The 16195-nt window shown below is 66.6% G+C and carries 15 protein-coding genes; 9 read left to right on the forward strand and 6 right to left on the reverse strand.

Features of this window, described 5'->3' with window-relative positions:
- Window positions 1-28: 28 nt before the first annotated feature.
- The 5 genes from NTD88_RS06475 to NTD88_RS06495 are packed head-to-tail and all read right to left on the reverse strand — an operon-like array spanning window position 29 to window position 4890.
- Window positions 29-1054, reverse strand: coding sequence for a polysaccharide biosynthesis/export family protein (locus NTD88_RS06475; protein WP_262156167.1), 1026 nt, complete (start codon window positions 1052-1054; stop codon window positions 29-31).
- 24 nt (window positions 1055-1078) lie between these two features.
- Window positions 1079-1726, reverse strand: a complete 648-nt coding sequence (locus tag NTD88_RS06480) for a CpsD/CapB family tyrosine-protein kinase (RefSeq protein WP_095153506.1) — start codon at window positions 1724-1726, stop codon at window positions 1079-1081.
- Window position 1727: 1 nt separating this feature from the next.
- Window positions 1728-2474 (reverse strand): sugar transferase, encoded by a 747-nt coding sequence (locus NTD88_RS06485; protein WP_262127780.1) that lies wholly within the window; start codon window positions 2472-2474, stop codon window positions 1728-1730.
- A complete protein-coding gene (locus tag NTD88_RS06490; protein ID WP_262156169.1) occupies window positions 2471-3541 on the reverse strand; it encodes an NAD-dependent epimerase in 1071 nt (356 codons plus the stop codon). The genes NTD88_RS06485 and NTD88_RS06490 overlap by 4 nt, the downstream gene beginning before the upstream one ends.
- Entirely contained in the window at window positions 3538-4890 is a 1353-nt protein-coding gene (locus NTD88_RS06495; protein ID WP_095153503.1) for a UDP-glucose dehydrogenase family protein, read from the reverse strand. The genes NTD88_RS06490 and NTD88_RS06495 overlap by 4 nt, the downstream gene beginning before the upstream one ends.
- A 395-nt stretch (window positions 4891-5285) precedes the next feature.
- Between NTD88_RS06495 and NTD88_RS06500 the strand changes: the two genes are divergently transcribed.
- The gene (locus tag NTD88_RS06500; protein WP_262156170.1) at window positions 5286-6980 is read left to right on the forward strand and encodes a sulfatase-like hydrolase/transferase; all 1695 of its coding nucleotides are present in this window, start codon (window positions 5286-5288) and stop codon (window positions 6978-6980) included.
- A 146-nt stretch (window positions 6981-7126) separates the two neighbouring features.
- Here the strand turns inward: NTD88_RS06500 and NTD88_RS06505 are convergent, their stop codons facing one another.
- Window positions 7127-7912, reverse strand: a complete 786-nt coding sequence (locus tag NTD88_RS06505; protein ID WP_095153501.1) for an enoyl-CoA hydratase — start codon at window positions 7910-7912, stop codon at window positions 7127-7129.
- A gap of 143 nt (window positions 7913-8055) precedes the next feature.
- On the opposite strand from NTD88_RS06505, the gene NTD88_RS06510 reads away from it, so the two are divergent.
- The 8 genes from NTD88_RS06510 to NTD88_RS06545 are packed head-to-tail and all read left to right on the forward strand — an operon-like array spanning window position 8056 to window position 16184.
- On the forward strand, window positions 8056-8841 hold the full coding sequence (locus tag NTD88_RS06510) for an SDR family oxidoreductase (protein WP_262156172.1): 786 nt from the start codon (window positions 8056-8058) through the stop codon (window positions 8839-8841).
- A 54-nt stretch (window positions 8842-8895) separates the two neighbouring features.
- Window positions 8896-9870: a bifunctional MaoC family dehydratase N-terminal/OB-fold nucleic acid binding domain-containing protein gene (locus tag NTD88_RS06515; RefSeq protein ID WP_095153499.1), complete on the forward strand. Its 975-nt coding sequence runs from the start codon at window positions 8896-8898 to the stop codon at window positions 9868-9870.
- A gap of 6 nt (window positions 9871-9876) precedes the next feature.
- A complete protein-coding gene (locus NTD88_RS06520; RefSeq protein ID WP_262156173.1) occupies window positions 9877-11004 on the forward strand; it encodes an acyl-CoA dehydrogenase family protein in 1128 nt (375 codons plus the stop codon).
- Window positions 10976-11395, forward strand: a complete 420-nt coding sequence (locus NTD88_RS06525) for a MaoC family dehydratase (RefSeq protein WP_095153497.1) — start codon at window positions 10976-10978, stop codon at window positions 11393-11395. The genes NTD88_RS06520 and NTD88_RS06525 overlap by 29 nt, the downstream gene beginning before the upstream one ends.
- Before the next feature lie 17 nt (window positions 11396-11412).
- Window positions 11413-12591 (forward strand): lipid-transfer protein, encoded by a 1179-nt coding sequence (locus NTD88_RS06530; protein ID WP_262156174.1) that lies wholly within the window; start codon window positions 11413-11415, stop codon window positions 12589-12591.
- A 10-nt stretch (window positions 12592-12601) separates the two neighbouring features.
- On the forward strand, window positions 12602-13771 hold the full coding sequence (locus NTD88_RS06535; RefSeq protein WP_262156175.1) for an acyl-CoA dehydrogenase family protein: 1170 nt from the start codon (window positions 12602-12604) through the stop codon (window positions 13769-13771).
- A gap of 56 nt (window positions 13772-13827) precedes the next feature.
- Window positions 13828-15033 carry an acyl-CoA dehydrogenase family protein gene (locus NTD88_RS06540; RefSeq protein ID WP_262127785.1) on the forward strand — a complete coding sequence of 402 codons (1206 nt, stop codon included), beginning with the start codon at window positions 13828-13830 and terminating at the stop codon, window positions 15031-15033.
- The gene (locus NTD88_RS06545; RefSeq protein WP_262156177.1) at window positions 15030-16184 is read left to right on the forward strand and encodes an acyl-CoA dehydrogenase family protein; all 1155 of its coding nucleotides are present in this window, start codon (window positions 15030-15032) and stop codon (window positions 16182-16184) included. Before NTD88_RS06540 ends, NTD88_RS06545 begins: the two co-directional genes overlap by 4 nt.
- The last annotated feature ends 11 nt before the right edge of the window (window positions 16185-16195 follow it).

Raw genomic sequence — 16195 nt, forward strand, 5'->3', positions numbered from 1 at the left:
GCTGATTCATCACGCGATACCCCCGAGGTCAGTTGTCACTGCCTTTGTTGTCGACGCGGTAGCCGAAGCTGAACCCCACGCCCTGGAACAGCACGACGTCAGCCAGTTGCCGGGCCAGTTCGCCGGCGCTGGCCAGCTTGGTCTTGGGCACGTAGAGCATGTCGTCCGGTTGCAGGTAGGCGACCTGCGCGGCGCTGGCGTCCAGCGCTTTGTCCACGTTGTAGGGCATGGCCTGCACCTGATTGCCGTTGCGCCGCATGATCACCACCGAGTCCAGCCGCGCCTTGATGCTCGGGCCGCGAGCCAGGGTCAGGGCTTCGAGCACCGAGACCGGGCGACGGATCGGGTAGGCGCCGGGCTGGCCGACTTCACCCAGCACGTAGATTTCGTTGACTGCGGTGGACTTGAGCATCACATCGACACTCATGCGCCCCGGCAGGTCGGCGTAGCGCTTGTTCAGGTACGTCTCCAACTGGGTCACGGTCATGCCTTGCAGGGCGACCGAGCCGACTTCCGGAAAGTTGGCGTGGCCGTCGCTGCCCACGGTGATCTCGCGGCTCATGCCGGTGGCCGGGTGGTTCAGCGCGCTTTTCAGGTTCTGCTCGTTGGTCAGCGGGCTCAGCACCTGCACCGTGAGCTGGTCGCGGTTGGGCTGGAACAGGCTCTTGTTGCGGTAGGCCTGCTGGATCGCGGCCCGGGCCTGCTCGGGGGTCATGCCGGCAACGTTCACCGAGGTGTTGGCCGCCGGCAGTTCGATGCGCCCGTCGGGCAGCACCAACTGGTTGCCGTTGAGCGAGCTGGCGGAGAGGAAGCTCAGGCCGATGGTGTCACCGGACTGGATACGGTAGGCATCGGAGCCGCTGGTGCTGATGTGGAAGATCACATCCAGCACGTCCTGCGGACGCAAGACCTGTTCCTTGCTGGAAAGCTCGGTGTCCTGGGCGTTGGCCGGCGCGGCGGTGAGGATCTGTACCGGCATCGTCCGGGCGTCCTGCTGGGTGGTGCAGGCCGCCAGTGGCAATAGCGCGAACAGGGCGATCAAGGGCGTTTTCATGAGTGTTTCCCTCGCACGGTCGGCTCAAAGGTTGTTGTAGAGCCACTTGGGCATGTAGTAGCGGCGCCGGTTGAAGACGCTGCCGATCAGCCGCGCGCCGGCCTGGACCAGGCGCTGGCTGGCGGCCTGGGCCACTTCGCGGCGGGTGTCGTCGGCGTTGATCACCAGGATCACGCCGTCCACCAGCGGGCCCATCACCAGGCTGTCGGCACCGGCGTAGACCGCTTCGCCGTCGATCACCACGAAGCGGTACTCGGCCGCCAGCGTGTGCAGCAGCGCGCGCAGCAGTTCCGGGTCGAGGCGTTCGCCACCGCGGTCATGCAGGCCGCCGGGCAGCACGTCGAAGCGCTGGTCGGACAGGCGCACGATGCAGTCCTGGGCCAGTGGCGGTGTCTGGTCGTCGAACAGCAGGTCGTGAAAACCCCGCAGCTTGTTCAGGCCCAGTTGCTGGCTGAGGGTGTTGGGGCCGTTGCTGCCGTCGATCAGCAGCACCGTTCCACCGCTCATCAGGGCCAGTTGGCTGGCGAACGCCAGCGCGCTGGTGCTGGTGCCGCTGCCGCTGTTGGCGGCGGTCAGCAACAGGACGCGCTGCGCCGGGTCGAGCACGGTGGAGGTGAGGTTGGTTTCGCTGGGGACAGCGATGCTCATGCTTCTTGAAGTAGAACCGTCCATCTCAACTTGCTCCGTGGCCACTGAAGACTTTGAAGGGGGTCTTGAGCAGGATTTTCAGGTCCAGGCTCAGGCTCTGTTCGGCGATGTAGCTCAGGTCCAGTTCGACCCGCTGGTCGAAGTCGATGTCGCTGCGCCCGGAGATCTGCCAGAGGCCGGTCATGCCCGGGTAGATGCTCAGGCGCGCGAGGTGGTTGTCCTTGTAGCGGTAGGCGTTGAACGAGGTGGGCCGGGGGCCGACCAGGCGCATGTCGCCGAGCACTACGTTGAACAGGTTGGGTAGCTCGTCCAGGCTGCTGCGCCGTAGCCAGCGACCGATCGGGGTTACCCGCGGGTCATCGTCGATCTTGAAGTCGATGGACTGGGCGCCGTGCTTGTTTAGGTGGCGCAGCGACTCCTTCCGCGCCTCCGCGTCGGCGACCATGGTGCGGAACTTGAACATGCCGAAATTGCGGCCCCGGTAGCCGGTGCGCTTCTGCACGAAGAACACCGGCCCCGGGCCACTCGCCTTGACGGCCACGGCCAGGCCCAGCAACAGCGGCGCCAGCAGCACGATCAGCAGCGAGGCGCCGCCGGCGGCGACCCAGCGGTTGGTCCGCGACAGCGTCCAGGGGCGACCGCCGAGGCGGCCGGTGAACCAGCCGCGGCCCTGTTTGTGGACCGCCGAGTCGATGCGCATGCGGTGTTTGGGGTCCATGCGCTTGTCCTGGCTCAGCGCCTGGATCTGCGCGCTTTTCGGTTGTCCGGTCATAGCGACCTCCGTTGCTCGTCGGGCGACGCCCGGTGGATCTGCGCTGGCGTCCCGTGCAGCGGCAGGTAGTGATCGAGGAACCAGGCGGCAAAGCGTCCGAGGCCCTCGTCGAGGGAAATCAGCGGGGTGAAACCGGTGGCGTGGGCCAGGTCGCTGGCGTCGGCGCAAGTGTCCAGCACGTCGCCGGGCTGCAGCGGCAGCAACTCGATGGCGGCGCGGCGGCCGAGGTGTTTTTCCAGCAGGGCGACGTAGTCCAGCAGCGCCACCGGGCGTTGCCCGCCGATGTTGTACAGGCGCCAGGGCGCGTGGCTGCTGGCGGGGTCCGGGTTTATCGCGTCCCAGCCCGGGTTGGCCTGTGGCGCCAGGGGAATCAGCCGCACCAGGCTTTCGACGATGTCGTCGATGTAGGTGAAATCACGCTGGTGCCGGCCATGGTTGAACAGGCGCAGCGGGCGGCCTTCGACAATGGCGCTGGCGAACTGCACCGGCGACATGTCCGGGCGACCCCAGGGACCGTAGACGGTGAAGAAGCGCAGGCCGGTGGCCGGGATGCCGTACAGGTGGCTGTAGCAGTGGGCCATGGCTTCGTTGGCTTTCTTGGTCGCGGCGTACAGCGACAACGGATGGTCTACCGCGTCGCGCACTGCATAGGGCGTGTGCTGGTTGGCGCCATACACCGAGCTGGACGAGGCGTACAGCAGGTGTTGCACCGGGTGGCGGCGGCAGCTTTCGAGAATGTTGAGAAAGCCGCTGAGGTTGCTGTCGAGGTAGGCCCGCGGATTCTCCAGCGAGTAGCGCACCCCGGCCTGGGCGGCCAGGTGCAGGACCACGTCGGGGCGCTCACGGGCGAACAGCGCGTCCAGCGCGCTGGCGTCGGCCAGCTCGATACGCTGCAACGGAAAATGCCCGGCCTGCTGGCGTACCCAGCCGACCCGTTGATGCTTGAGGGTCGGGTCGTAGTAGCCGTTGAAGTTGTCCAGGCCAAGCACCTGGTAGCCGTCGCGCAACAGCCGCAGGACGCAATGGGCGCCGATGAAACCGGCCGCGCCGGTGACCAGGACTTTCATGGCGCGGGCACTTCCGGATCGACGTGGCGCAGGCCGATGCCGCAGTAGTCCAGGCCGAATGTCGCGACCTGGTCGGGGTTGTACAGGTTGCGGCCGTCGACGATCAGGCGCTGGCGCAGTTTCTTCGCCAGCAGGGTGAAGTCCACCACGCGAAAGTTCTTCCACTCGGTGCAGATCACCAGGGCATCGGCGTCTTCCAGGGTGTCGTCGCGGGTGGCGCAGAGTTTCAGGTCGTTGCGGTAGCCGTAGAGGCGCCGGCATTCGGCCATGGCTTCCGGGTCGAAGGCATGCACGGTGGCGCCTTCGGCCCACAGCGCTTCCATCAGGTAGCGGCTCGGCGCTTCGCGCATGTCGTCGGTGTTGGGCTTGAAGGCCAGGCCCCAGAGCGCCACCGACTTGCCCTTGAGGCTGCCGGGAAAATGCTGCTTGAGCTTGCTGAAGAGAATCTGCCGCTGGGCGTCGTTCACTTCGCTGACGCTCTGCAGCAGGCGCAGCGGCATGCCGTTGTGCTCGGCGGTGTGCAGCAGGGCGCGCAAGTCTTTGGGAAAGCACGAACCGCCGAAGCCGCAGCCGGGGTAGATGAAGTGGTAGCCGATGCGCGGGTCGGAGCCGATGCCTTTGCGCACCGCTTCGATGTCGGCGCCCAGGCGTTCGGTGAGGTTGGCCAGCTCGTTCATGAAACTGATACGGGTGGCGAGCATGGCGTTGGCCGCGTACTTGGTCAGCTCGGCGCTGCGGTTGTCCATGAACATGAGCTTTTCATGGTTGCGGCAGAAGGGCGCGTAGAGTTCGGTGAGCTGGTCCTGGGCCTGGGCATCGCAGGTGCCGACGATGATCCGGTCGGGGCGCATGCAGTCGGCCAGGGCGCTGCCTTCCTTGAGGAACTCCGGGTTGGACACCACGCGGACTTTCAACGTCAGTTTGCCGAGCCGGTCGAGTTCTTCCCGGGCCAGTAGCGCCACCGTGTCGGCGGTGCCCACCGGCACCGTGGACTTGATGATCAGGGTGCGATCGGCCTCCATCAGCCCGGCGATCTGCCGGGTTACCCCGAGCACATGGGAGAGGTCGGCGGAGCCGTCTTCGTCGGGCGGCGTGCCGACCGCGATGAACACCAGTTCGGCGTGCGCCACGGCATCGCTGGACTGGGTGCTGAACAGCAAGCGACCGTCGCGGATGTTGTCTTCGAGCATGGCGGACAGGCCCGGCTCATGGATCGGCGGCACACCCTGGCGGAGCTGGCTGATCTTGTGCGCATCGACATCCACGCACAGCACCCGGTGTCCGACATCGGCCAGCGCCGCGGCCTGCACGAGCCCTACATAACCTGTACCGAATACGCTCACGTCCATTCCGGGTTGCCTCGCAGGGCGTAATGGGGATGAAACAGCGGTGTGATTTCGGTATAGCGCAGGCTGGCGGAAAAGTGTCAAAGCAATGGCATGTTTCGTTTAACTTACAGCGCCTGTTGGCGAGGTCGTTTTGCCATCAACTCTTTTCCAATCCGTGCTTTAGCGAAATCGACGCTGGCCAATGGCTGTCGATTTTCGCGATGAACGGTCGAAAGCCTTGTGGTTGAAGGCTCCTGTGATTGTGTTCGATAGTCGAAGGGGCAGATTTCTGTAGTGCGAGGGGGTAGAAACAGGCGTCAAAAACTCGCCATAAAAATGACAAGCCATAGATGGAAAGAAAATCGCAAGCTGGCTACCGTTCGAGAAACCTCGCCATTCGCGGACGGAGCCTTGCCATGCGCGCATCGATCAAGAGCCTGCTGTTGCTGGCCTATCTGGCCTGCTTTCACGCCGCTATCCTCGAGCGTTTTCAAGCACTCGGCGGCGGCCTTGCACTGGTGCTCTACGGCGGGATGTTCGTGCTGCTGGCGCTGGCCCTGCTGGCGGCCGCGCATATTCGCCAGGGCGCGTTGCGCTGGGGGCTGGCGCTGGTGTTCTTCGCCAGCGCGGTGTTCTTCGATGCCTACACGCGAATCACCAACAGCTACCTGACCTACAGCGCCTTCCTGTCGATGGTCTACTCCGGTGGCTTTATCCAGGAGGCGGTGGCCCAGTACCACGCCTCGATCATGCAGGCGCTGCTGCGCGGACTCTTGCTGCTGCTCGGCATCGGCCTGCGCCCCGGCGCCAGACCGCGCTTGCCGCGGGCCTTGCCGTGGACGGCGCCGGTGCTGGGGCTGCTGTTGCTCACCGGCATACTCTTCGTGCGTTCCGGCGAAGGCGCCCGTGGACTGCCGGTGATGTACACACCGCTGGCCTACCTGAACCTGATGGCCTACGAGGCGCTGCACGACCATGTCGGCGCCCGCGAGCCGGTGAGCTTGCCGCGCAGCGGTCCGGCGCTGGCCCGCGACATCGTGCTGATCATCGACGAGAGCATCGCCGGCAACTACCTCGACACCACCACCCCACTGGGGGTCAAGACGCCGCTGACCCAGGCGCAGCCGGGCGTGCGCATTTTCAACTACGGCTATGCGGCGTCCGTCGCCAATTGCAGCGCCGACACCAACGTCACCCTGCGCTACGGCGGCACCCGCGCGGACTACCTGCGGATCAACTCGACCCAGCCGTCGATCTGGCAGTACGCCCACCAGGCCGGGTTGTCCACGGTGTACGTGGACGCCCAGCGCACCGGCGGGCACCTGCAGAACCTGATGACCGACACGGAAAAACGCGATATCGACCGCTTCATCCAGTTCGATGACACCCCGGTGCTGGAGCGCGACATGGCCGTCGCGGCGACCCTTACCGAGCTGCTGGCCGACGGCACGCCGCACCTGATCGTGGTCAACAAAGTGGGCGCGCATTTCCCGGTGCACGACAAGTACCCGGACGCCTTCATGAACTACCGTCCGGCCTTGCCTCGCGGGCAGTTCACCGATGTCACCGACACTGGCCAGCGCGACGGCTTCGCCGGGCGGCCAGAGGATTGGGTGCTGTACCGCAACGCCTACCGCAACACCTTGCTGTGGAATGTTGGCGAATTCTTCAACCGCCTGTTCGCCAAGGCCGACCTCAGCCAGGCGGTGGTGATCTACACCTCCGACCATGGCCAGGACCTGCACGAGCGCGGCAATCCCGGGCTGAACACCCATTGCGACAGCGACCCGGTGGCGGAAGAGGGGTTGGTGCCGCTGCTGGTGATCCAGGGCGAAGGGCTCAAGACCCTCGACTGGCAGGCGCACCTGGCGGACAACAAAAACCGCTCCAGCCACTACAACCTGTTCCCGACCCTGCTGCAGTTGCTCGGCTACGACAGCGCCGCGCTGCAAGCGGTGTACGGCAAACCGCTAAGCGTACCGACCGAAGACCCGTTCAGCTTCAACACCCGTTTCAACGCCCGGCTGGGCGCTAGCCCGGTGTTCAAGCACATCGACCTGGGGCAGGTGGTGGTCCCGGCGGATGGCCAGGTGGTGGGGAGTCGGCAGTGAAGCCAACATTTTTCCGAGCCCTGAGATCAAGCGCCGCCCCCCCCCCGTAGGAGCGAGCTTGCTCGCGATGCGCCGCGCAAGCGGCGCTCGATCTCAACCACGCAAAAGCGCTGCCGACGAGCACACAGCGCACACGCCAACCCCAATCACCTCCCCAAAAACCGCGCCGGCCGCTTCTCGATAAACGCCGCCATCCCTTCCTTCTGATCCTGCGAGGCAAACAGCAACGCATTGGCCTTCCTCTCTAGCGCCAACCCCGTCTCCAGCGGCGCATCCATGCCCGCGAGGATCACTTCCTTGATCTGCTCCGCCGCCAGCGCCGGCATCGCCGCGATGACGTTGGCCAGTTCCAGCGCACGGGCCTGGACCTGATCGTCCTCCACCAGATCGCTGACCAGCCCGGCGACCCAGGCTTCCTCGGCGGTGATCGGCTGCCCGGTCAGGGCCATGCGCATGGCCTTGGCCTTGCCCACCGCCCGCACCAGGCGCTGGGTGCCGCCGATGCCGGGCATGATGCCGATGCGGATTTCCGGCTGACAGAATTTCGCCCCGCGCCCGGCGACGATCAGGTCGGCATGCATCGCCAATTCACAGCCGCCGCCATAGGCATAGCCGCACACCGCGGCGATCACCGGCTTCGGGCAGTGCTGGATCGGTGCCCAGACCCGTTCGGTGTGGCGCTGGTGAATCTCGATCGGGCCGACCCCGGCCATGCTGGTGATGTCGCCACCGGCGGCGAACACCTTGTCGCCGCCGGTGAGCAGGATGCAGCGCACCTCGGGATCGGCCCCCAGTTCGCTGAAGTGCCGCGACAGCGATGCCTGCAATTCCAGGCTCAGGGCGTTGCTCGCCTGGGGTCGGTCGAGGCGCAGCAGGGCCACGCCGGGGGCCGGGAATTCGAGCAGTACGGAGGGACGATCGGTTGCGGACATAAGCCTTCTCACGCGTGAAAAACCGGGGGGATTGCCAGGCAGTGTCGGGCGTGCGCGGGTGTCGATTCATCGTCCGTTCAGACGAAGTTTGCCCCGGCCTTTGTCCCTAGAGTGGGCCTTGTCAGCAAAACAAGGAGCCTGAAATGGGGCAGCAACGCGGTCTTGATTACAGCGGCAAGGTGGTACTGGTCACCGGCGGCACCAAGGGCATCGGCGCGGGTATCGCGCAGGGTTTCCTCGACGCCGGTGCGCAGGTCATCGTCTGTGCCCGCAACGCCCCTGAACAGCTACCGGCCAGTGGCGAACGCACGGCGGTGTTTTTCGCCGTCGACGTGCGCGACGGCGAGTCGTTGCAGGCGTTGTTCGACAGCATCCAGCGCGACTTCGGCCGCCTCGATGTGCTGGTCAACAACGCGGGCGGCGCCCCGGCGGCGGATGCCGCGACAGCCTCGCCGCGTTTTCACGAAAGCATCATCCGCCTGAACCTGATCGCGCCGCTCTACGTCGCCCAGCAGGCCAACCGCCTGATGCAAGCGCAGGAAACGGGTGGCTGCATCGTCTTTATCGGCAGCGTCGCCGCCCAGCGTCCGTCGCCGGGCACCGCCGCCTATGGCGCAGCCAAGGCCGGCGTGGTGGCCCTGGTCACCTCGCTGGCGGTGGAGTGGGCGCCCAAGGTCCGGGTGGTCACCGTCAGTCCGGGCCTGGTGCTGACCGACCAGGCTCACCTGCACTACGGCAGCGAGGCCGGCGTCGCCGCGGTCAGCGCCGGCATTCCCGCCGGACGCATGGCGGCGGCCGAGGATATCGCCAACGCCTGCCTGTACATCGCCTCGCCCCTGGCCAGCTACGCCAGCGGTTGCAACCTGCTGCTGCACGGCGGCGGCGAGCGACCGGCTTTCCTCGGTGCGGCGCAGGCCACGCCCACCTGATCGACCCCACGGCGGCGCCACCCGGTGGCCGCCCTCACTTTGCAGGAGACGACTGTGGCTGATCCACAATTGCTGTCCAACGTGCGCGCCCTGGTGGGGCGCCAATACGGTCGGGTGTATGCCTGGGACGAAGTCAACGCGCCGATGATCCGCCAGTGGTGCGAGATCATGGGCCTGGAGAACCCGCTCTACACTGATCCGGCCGCTGCGCTGCAAGGCCCGCATGACGGCATCGTCGCGCCGCCGGCGATGCTCCAGGTGTGGACCATGGAAGGCCTGCACGCCAACAACTATCCGCCGGGCTCCACCGACGAAAACCCCTATGAAGTGCTCAAGCTGTTCGAGGAACACGGCTACGCCTCGGTGGTCGCGGTGAACTCGGAACTGACCTTCCAGCGCCCGGTGCACCTGGGCGAGCGGCTGTACTACACGACCCGGCTGGACGCGGTGGGCGACGAGAAGACCACCGCCCTGGGCACCGGCTTCTTCGTCACCCTGGTGATGAGCCACTTCGTCGAGAAACCCGAGGGCGACGAGCCGGTGGGCGAGCTGCTGTTCCGCGTCTTCAAGTTCCGCCCGGCCAATCCGCAGCCCGCGGCCAAGCCGGCCGAGGCGCTGGCCAAGCCCAAGCGTCCGCTGCCGGGGATGAGCGACGACACCCGGTTCTTCTGGGAAGGCTGCGCCGAAGGCAAGCTGCTGATCCAGCGTTGCACCGCCTGTTCGACCCTGCGCCATCCGCCGGCGCCGGTGTGCATCCAGTGCCACAGCTTCGACTGGGACACCGTGCAGGCCAGCGGTCGCGGCAGCCTGTATTCCTTCGTCGTCATGCACTACCCGGAAGTCCCGCCGTTCGATCACCCCAACCCCATCGGGCTGATCGAGCTGGAGGAGGGCGTGCGCCTGGTCGCCGGGTTGACCGGCGTGCAGCGTGACGAACTGAAGATCGGCCAGCGCCTGCAGGTGGAATTCCAGACCTTCGACGAACAGCAGACCTTGCCGCTGTTCCGTCCCGTGGCCGAGCCGGAGTAAGCGCCCATGGATTTCGAATTGAGCGAAGACCAGCGCGCCATCGAGCAGATGGCCGACAGCCTGTTCGTCGATTACTGCAACGATGACGCCATGCGCCAGTGGGACACCCGCGGCGAACCGATGATGGCGGCACTGTGGGACCTGTGCCGGGAAACCGGCCTGCATGCCTTGGCAATTCCCGAATCCGCGGGCGGCAGCGGCCTGGGCATGACCGAATTGATGCTGGTGCTGCAAGCCCAAGGCCGTGGCCTGGGCCAGGTGCCGCTGTGGCGGCATCAGTTGGCGGCGGCGACCCTGGCGACCTTTGCCAGCGACGCCTACCCGGCCTGGATCGAGCGGGCGGCCAGCGGCGAGGCGTTGCTGAGCCTGTCGCTGGAAGGCATCAACGCCGCCTGCGGCATCGAGCTGGAGGCCACGCCCAACGGCGCCGTCTGGCAGGTCAACGGCCGCGTCGCCGCCTTGCCGCTGGCGGCGCAATCCGGCGCCGCGTTGGTGCCGGTGCTGCTGCATGGTCAGCCCCGGCTGATGCTGCTGGAACTGCAATCAGCCAACGTGCACCTGACCCCGGCGGTGATGACCCACGGCGAGGCGGTGGCCGATGTGCGGGTCGAGGGCCTCAGCGTCAGCCACCTGCTGCCGGTGGACGCCCTGGACTGGCTGGAATCCCGCGCCATCGCCGCCCAGGCGGCGCTGCAACTGGGGGTCAGCCAGGAACAGATCCGCCGCACCGTCGAGTACGTCAGCGAGCGCCAGCAGTTCGAACGGCGCATCGGCAGCTTCCAGGCGGTGCAGATGAGCATGGCTGACGCGCACATCGCCCTCGAAGCCTTGCGCAGCAGCCTCTGGCAGCTCTGCTACCGCCTTGACGCCAGGCTGCCGGCGCCGTCGGAAGCGCTGGCCACGGCGTGGCTGGCCTGCGAGGCCGGTCACCGCATCGGCCATGTCGCGCAGCACGTGCATGGCGGCATCGGTGTCGACCTGACCTACCCGATCCACCGTTTTCTCTACTGGAGCCGCGCCCTGGGCCTTGCCCTCGGCGGATCGGCGGCATGCCTGGAACGTCTCGGCGACTGGCTGAGCGATAACGACAAGCTGGGATGGAAATATGACCTTGAAGAACACCAAGCGCTTTGAAGACGTGCGTCCCGGCGAGTTGCTGCCGGAGCTGGCGGTGCCCATCACCGTGCCGCTGATTGCCGGCGGGGCGATCGCCACCCGCGACTACTTTCCCGGCCACCACGACCTGGACGCCGCCCGTGAACTGGGCTCGCCCCACGTGTTCATGAACATCCTCACCACCAATGGCCTGGTGCAGCGCTTCGTCGAGGCCTGGGCCGGCCCGCTGGCACGCTTCGCGTCGCTGAAGATCAAGCTCGGGGTGCCCAACTACCCCGGCGACTGCATGACTTTCAGTGGCAGCGTGACCCACCTCGATCCTGAAACCCGCACGGTCGAAGTGACCCTTGGCGGCAAGAATTCCATGGGCAACCACGTGACCGGCACGGTCGCGCTGGTCCTGCCCTGACAGCCGGAGACACTGTCATGACGCAATCGTCGATTTCCGGGCGCGCCGCCATTGTCGGACTGGGCGCGACCGAGTTTTCCAAGAATTCCGGGCGCACCGAACTGCGCCTGGCCATGGAAGCCACCCTCGCGGCGCTGCAAGACGCCGGCATCGATCCATCGGAAGTGGAGGGCTTCAGCTCCTACTCGGTGGACAAGGTGCCGGAGTACGAAATCGCCCGGCTGCTGGGCTGCAAGGACGTCAAGTTCTTCTCCCAGGTGCCCCATGGCGGCGGCGCCGCCTGCGCGCCGATCCTCCACGCGGCGATGGCCGTGGCCACCGGCGTGGCCAAGGTGGTGGTGGTTTACCGGGCAATGAACGAACGTTCCTGGTACCGCTTCGGCAGTGGCAGCTACGGCTTCGCCTCGACGCCGATCTTCGAGAACGTCAATTACGGCTGGTACATGCCCCACGGCTTCCACACCCCGGCAGCCTGGGTCGGCATGTTCGCCCAGCGCTACATGCACACCTATGGCGCCACCTCCGAGGACTTCGGCCGGGTCGCGGTGGCGGTGCGCGATTTCGCCGCGACCAACCCCAACGCGTTCTTCTACAACAAGCCGATCACTCTTGAAGAACACCAGGCCTCGCGCTGGATCTGCGAGCCGCTGCACCTGTTGGACTGCTGCCAGGAGTCCGACGGCGCGGTGGCCCTGGTCATCACGTCGGCCGAGCGCGCCCGCGACCTGCGGCAGAAACCGGTGACCATCAAGGCCGGCTCCCAGGGCATCAGCAGCGGCCAGCAAATCATGACCTCGTTCTACCGCGACGACATCACCGGCCTGCCGGAGATGGGCGTGGTCGCCCGCGAGCTGTATCGCCAGTCCGGCCTCGGCCCGGAGGCGATCCAGACCGCGGTGATCTACGACCACTTCACCCCGTTCGTGCTGCCGCAACTGGAAGAATTCGGTTTCGCCCCGCGTGGCGAGGCCAAGGAATTCATCCGCGCCGGCCACCACGCCCGTGGCGGCAAGCTGCCGATCAACACCCACGGCGGGCAACTGGGCGAGGCCTATATCCACGGCATGAACGGCGTCGCCGAAGCGGTGCGCCAGGTGCGTGGCACGGCGGTGAACCAGGTGGCGGACGTCGAGAACGTGCTGGTCACCGCCGGCACCGGCGTCCCCACCAGCGGCCTGATTCTCGGCGCGGCCTAAGGAGCAGTCCATGTTCGTCGACCTCACCCCCGAACAACACGCCCTGCGCCGCACGGTGCGCGACTACTTCCAGGCCCTGATGACCCCCGAGCTGCGTGAGCAACTGCGCGGCAAGGAGGGCGGCGAGCTGTTTCGCCAGACCATCCGCCAGATGGGCCGCGACGGCTGGCTGGCGGTGGGCTGGCCCAAGGCCCATGGCGGCCAGGGCTACGCCGCCACCGAGCAGTTGATCTTCTTCGAAGAGGCGAATATCGCCGGCGCGCCATTGCCGTTCGTGACCATCAGCACCGTCGGCCCGGCGCTGATGGAACATGGCAGCGCGCTGCAGAAGGAGCGCTTCCTGCCTGGCATCGCCGCCGGTGAAATCATGTTCGCCATCGGTTATTCCGAGCCGGATGCCGGCAGCGACCTGGCGGTGCTGAAGACCAGCGCCCGGCTCGACGGCGACAGCTTCGTGGTCAACGGCAACAAGCTGTGGACCTCCGGCGCCGAATCCGCCGATTTCATCTGGCTGGCGGCGCGCACCGACCCGAACCTGGCGCGGCACAAGGGCGTGTCGATCCTGATCCTCGACACCACGCTGCCGGGCTTTTCCAGCACAGTGATCCCGACCACCAGCAACCCCACGGCGGCCACCTACTACGACAACGTGCGGGTGGCGAAGGACATGCTGGTGGGCGAGCTGAACGGCGGCTGGAAGCTGATCACCGCGCAGCTCAACCACGAACGGCTGGGCCTGGGGTCGTGGTCGGACAAGGTTGCCGGGCTGTTCCGCCGCATTTACTTGTGGGCCAGGGCCCGTGACGAGCAGGGCCGCCGGGCGATGGACAAGGCCTGGGTGCGCAGCTCGCTGGCCGAATGTTATGCGCGGCTGGAAGCCATGCGCCTGATCAACCTGCGGATCGCCGCCAACCTGGAGCACGAGCGCATGGACGTGGCGCTGAGCTCGACCACCAAGGTCTACGGCTCGGAATCGGCCATCGAGATCCTGCGCCGGTTGTCCGCGGTGGTCGGCGCCAACGGTTCGTTGCGTTCCGGCTCGGCCGCCGCGGCCTTGCACGGCGAGCTGGAATACGAGCTGCGTGCCTCGGTCACCCTGACCTTCGGCGGCGGCACCAATGAAATCCAGCGCGAACTGATCGCCCAGTTCGGCCTGGGCATGCCGCGCACCCAGCGCTGAGCCAACCACAACAACAATAACCAGCCCCGGGTCAGGCCCGGGGCGAGGGTCAAGTCATGAGCACGATTGAGCAATTCAGGCATGAAACCCGCGCCTGGCTGGAGGCCAACTGTCCGCCGTCGATGCGCACCGCCATGGGCGAAGGCGACGTGGTCTGGGGCGCCCGCGAGCCGCAGTTTCCCAGCGAAGACGCGCGACTGTGGTTCGAACGGATGCGCGACAAGCGCTGGTTCTGCCCGGAATGGCCCGAGGAATACGGCGGCGCCGGGCTGAACCCGGAGCAACTGGCGGTGCTGGAAAGCGAGATGCGCCGCCTCAAGTGCCGGCCGCCGCAGATCAACCTGGGCATCTGGATGCTCGGCCCGGTGCTGCTGGCCTACGGCAGTGACGAACAGAAACGCAGCCTGCTGCCGCCCATGGCCCGTGGTGAAACCCGCTGGTGCCAGGGCTTCTCCGAGCCGAACGCCGGTTCCGACCTAGCCGGCCTGAAGATGGCCGCGCGCGACGCCGGCGACCATTTCGTGGTGGACGGCAGCAAGATCTGGACGTCCTACGGCGACAAGTCCGACTGGATGTACGCGCTGGTTCGCACCAACACCAGCAAGCCCAAGCACGAAGGCATCAGCCTGATCGTGCTGGACATGCGCAGCGCCGGGGTGAACGCCGTGCCGATCGACCTGATCAGCGGCAAGTCGGCGTTCTGCCAGGTGTTCTTCGATGGCGTGAAAGTACCGAAAAGCCAGTTGATCGGCCCGCTGGACGGTGGCTGGAACCTCGGCAAGTACCTGTTGCAGCACGAACGCAAGGCCATGTCGAAATTCGGCGAGATCAGCCTGCCGTCGCATTTCGACCTGCCGGCGCTGGTCCGCGAGTACCTGCCGCAGCCCGAGAGCCAGGGCGAACTGGCCTTGCAGGCGCGTGCCGTGGCCTGCGCGATGAACGAACAGGCCTACAACCTGACCGTGCAACGGATGGCCGAGGAAGCACGAGGCGGCGACGACGTCAGCGGCCTGATGGCGATCATGAAGCTGGTCCACACCGAGCAGGAGCGCGACAAGTTCGAAGTGCTGCTCGACATCCTCGGCGGCCACGCCCTCGGCTGGCAAAGCGAGGCCTTCGACGAGCGCCAGTTGGCGGTGACCCGCGGCTGGCTCAACAGCTACGCCCTGACCATCTCCGGGGGCGCCTCGGAAATCCAGCTCAATGTCATCGCCAAGCGCGTGCTTGGCCTGCCTGACGCGAAAAAAGGAGCGACGGCATGAACCTGCGTTACAGCGAAGAACAGCGCCTGCTCGCTGACAGCGCCCGCGACTTCCTCGCCGCGCGCAGCCCGGTGGCCGCCCAGCGGCGCTTGCGCGACGAAGGCGCGGGACAGGGCTTCGATGCGCAACTGTGGCAGGACGCGGTCAACCTGGGCTGGAGCGCGATTCCCTTCCCCGAAGACCTCGGCGGCCTGGCATTCGGCTGCATGGGCCTGGGGCCGGTGTTCGAGTCCATCGGTCACAACTTGTCGGCGACCCCGCTGCTGTCCAGCGTGGTCCTCGGCGGTTCGCTGCTGCACTTGGCCGGCAACGCCGAGCAACAGCAGCGCTGGTTGCCGGGGCTGATCGCCGGCGGTTTGCGTCTGGCGCTGGCGGTGGATGAGCGCGCCCGGCACAAGCCGCTCGACACCTGCCTGAGCGCCGTGGCCGAAGGCGACGGCTATTGCCTGGACGGCGACAAATACTGGGTGGTGGACGGCAACGGCGCCGATGCCTTTATCGTCGCCGCGCGCACCTCGGACAACGCCGGGCAGGCGGCGGGCATCAGCCTGTTCCTGCTGCCGGCCGACACCCCGGGCCTGATCTGCAGCGCCTTGCCGCTGATCGACGCGCGCAACAGCGCTCGCCTGCAATTGCAGCAGGTGCGGGTCGGCCGCGTTGCGTTGCTCGGCGAAGCGGGGCAGGGTTGGGCACTGCTCGACGCGGTCCTCGACCGTGGCCGCGCCTGCCTGGCGGCGGAACTGCTGGGCATCGCCGAGCACCTGTTCCACACCACCCTCGATTACCTCAAGACGCGGGTGCAGTTCGACGCGCCTATCGGTTCGTTCCAGGCCCTGCAGCATCGCGCGGCGCGGCTCTATGTCGATCTGGCCCTGGCCCGCAGCGCGGTGATGGCCGGGCTTTCGGCGCTGGACGACGACAACCTCGACGCCGCCGCCTGTGGCCGCCTGGTCAGCCTGGCGAAATGGAAGGCCGGTGACACCGCGCTCAAGGTCGCCAACGAGGCGGTGCAGATGCACGGCGGCATCGGCGTCACCGACGAACTGGACGTCGGCCTGTACCTCAAGCGGGTACGGGTGGCCCAAGCCTGCCTCGGCGACCGGGATTTCCATTGCGAGCGCTACTGGGCCCTCGACCCGGCCCGCGCCTGACGTTCAGGAGA

This window comes from Pseudomonas sp. 20P_3.2_Bac5 (assembly GCF_025466035.1).
GTDB lineage: Bacteria > Pseudomonadota > Gammaproteobacteria > Pseudomonadales > Pseudomonadaceae > Aquipseudomonas.

Bases quoted from the DNA above. Each gene is read 5' to 3' on its own strand.
- NTD88_RS06475 (WP_262156167.1), bottom strand. From the start codon at position 1,054: ATGAAAACGCCCTTGATCGCCCTGTTCGCGCTATTGCCACTGGCGGCC.
- NTD88_RS06480 (WP_095153506.1), bottom strand. From the start codon at position 1,726: ATGGACGGTTCTACTTCAAGAAGCATGAGCATCGCTGTCCCCAGCGAA.
- NTD88_RS06485 (WP_262127780.1), bottom strand. From the start codon at position 2,474: ATGACCGGACAACCGAAAAGCGCGCAGATCCAGGCGCTGAGCCAGGAC.
- NTD88_RS06490 (WP_262156169.1), bottom strand. From the start codon at position 3,541: ATGAAAGTCCTGGTCACCGGCGCGGCCGGTTTCATCGGCGCCCATTGC.
- NTD88_RS06495 (WP_095153503.1), bottom strand. From the start codon at position 4,890: ATGGACGTGAGCGTATTCGGTACAGGTTATGTAGGGCTCGTGCAGGCC.
- NTD88_RS06500 (WP_262156170.1), top strand. From the start codon at position 5,286: ATGCGCGCATCGATCAAGAGCCTGCTGTTGCTGGCCTATCTGGCCTGC.
- NTD88_RS06505 (WP_095153501.1), bottom strand. From the start codon at position 7,912: ATGTCCGCAACCGATCGTCCCTCCGTACTGCTCGAATTCCCGGCCCCC.
- NTD88_RS06510 (WP_262156172.1), top strand. From the start codon at position 8,056: ATGGGGCAGCAACGCGGTCTTGATTACAGCGGCAAGGTGGTACTGGTC.
- NTD88_RS06520 (WP_262156173.1), top strand. From the start codon at position 9,877: ATGGATTTCGAATTGAGCGAAGACCAGCGCGCCATCGAGCAGATGGCC.
- NTD88_RS06525 (WP_095153497.1), top strand. From the start codon at position 10,976: ATGACCTTGAAGAACACCAAGCGCTTTGAAGACGTGCGTCCCGGCGAG.
- NTD88_RS06530 (WP_262156174.1), top strand. From the start codon at position 11,413: ATGACGCAATCGTCGATTTCCGGGCGCGCCGCCATTGTCGGACTGGGC.
- NTD88_RS06535 (WP_262156175.1), top strand. From the start codon at position 12,602: ATGTTCGTCGACCTCACCCCCGAACAACACGCCCTGCGCCGCACGGTG.
- NTD88_RS06540 (WP_262127785.1), top strand. From the start codon at position 13,828: ATGAGCACGATTGAGCAATTCAGGCATGAAACCCGCGCCTGGCTGGAG.
- NTD88_RS06545 (WP_262156177.1), top strand. From the start codon at position 15,030: ATGAACCTGCGTTACAGCGAAGAACAGCGCCTGCTCGCTGACAGCGCC.